The sequence below is a fragment of the Streptomyces sp. SID13726 genome (assembly GCF_010548375.1).
Lineage (GTDB): Bacteria > Actinomycetota > Actinomycetes > Streptomycetales > Streptomycetaceae > Streptomyces.
In genome coordinates this window covers 1-506 of the sequence record NZ_JAAGLY010000279.1, presented here as the reverse complement: position 1 = coordinate 506, position 506 = coordinate 1, and the positions used below count along the sequence as shown (strand labels likewise).

Here is a 506-nt window from a genome sequence, read left to right as displayed (position 1 = left end):
CGCCGGCCGCATCGTCTTCCACCTCTTCGAGGAGGTCGTCCCGCTGACCGCTCGCAACTTCCGCGAGCTGTGCACCGGCCAGAACGGCTTCGGATACGCCGGCTCTGGCTTCCACCGCGTCATCCCCCAGTTCATGCTGCAGGGCGGTGACTTCACCAACCACAACGGCACCGGCGGCAAGAGCATCTACGGCGAGAAGTTCGAGGACGAGAACTTCACGCTGAAGCACGACCGCCCGTACCTCCTGTCGATGGCGAACGCCGGCCGCAACACCAACGGCTCGCAGTTCTTCATCACCACCGTCGTCACCTCCTGGCTCGACAACAAGCACGTCGTCTTCGGCGAGGTCGTCGAGGGCCAGGCGCTGGTCGACCAGATCGAGGCCCTGGGCTCCCAGTCCGGCGCCCCCAAGGGCAAGGTCGAGATCGCGGCCTCGGGCGTCGTCGACGCCGCCTGATCCCCGCACCCACGTGCCGGCCGGCCCCGCCCCCTCCCGGGGGGCGGGG

General features: G+C 68.8%; 1 protein-coding gene. It reads left to right on the top strand.

What is annotated here, in order from left to right:
- Positions 1 to 457: peptidylprolyl isomerase (locus G3I78_RS47615; protein WP_164436849.1), on the top strand; the 457-nt coding region annotated here is incomplete at its 5' end.
- Between the last annotated feature and the right edge of the window lie 49 nt (positions 458 to 506).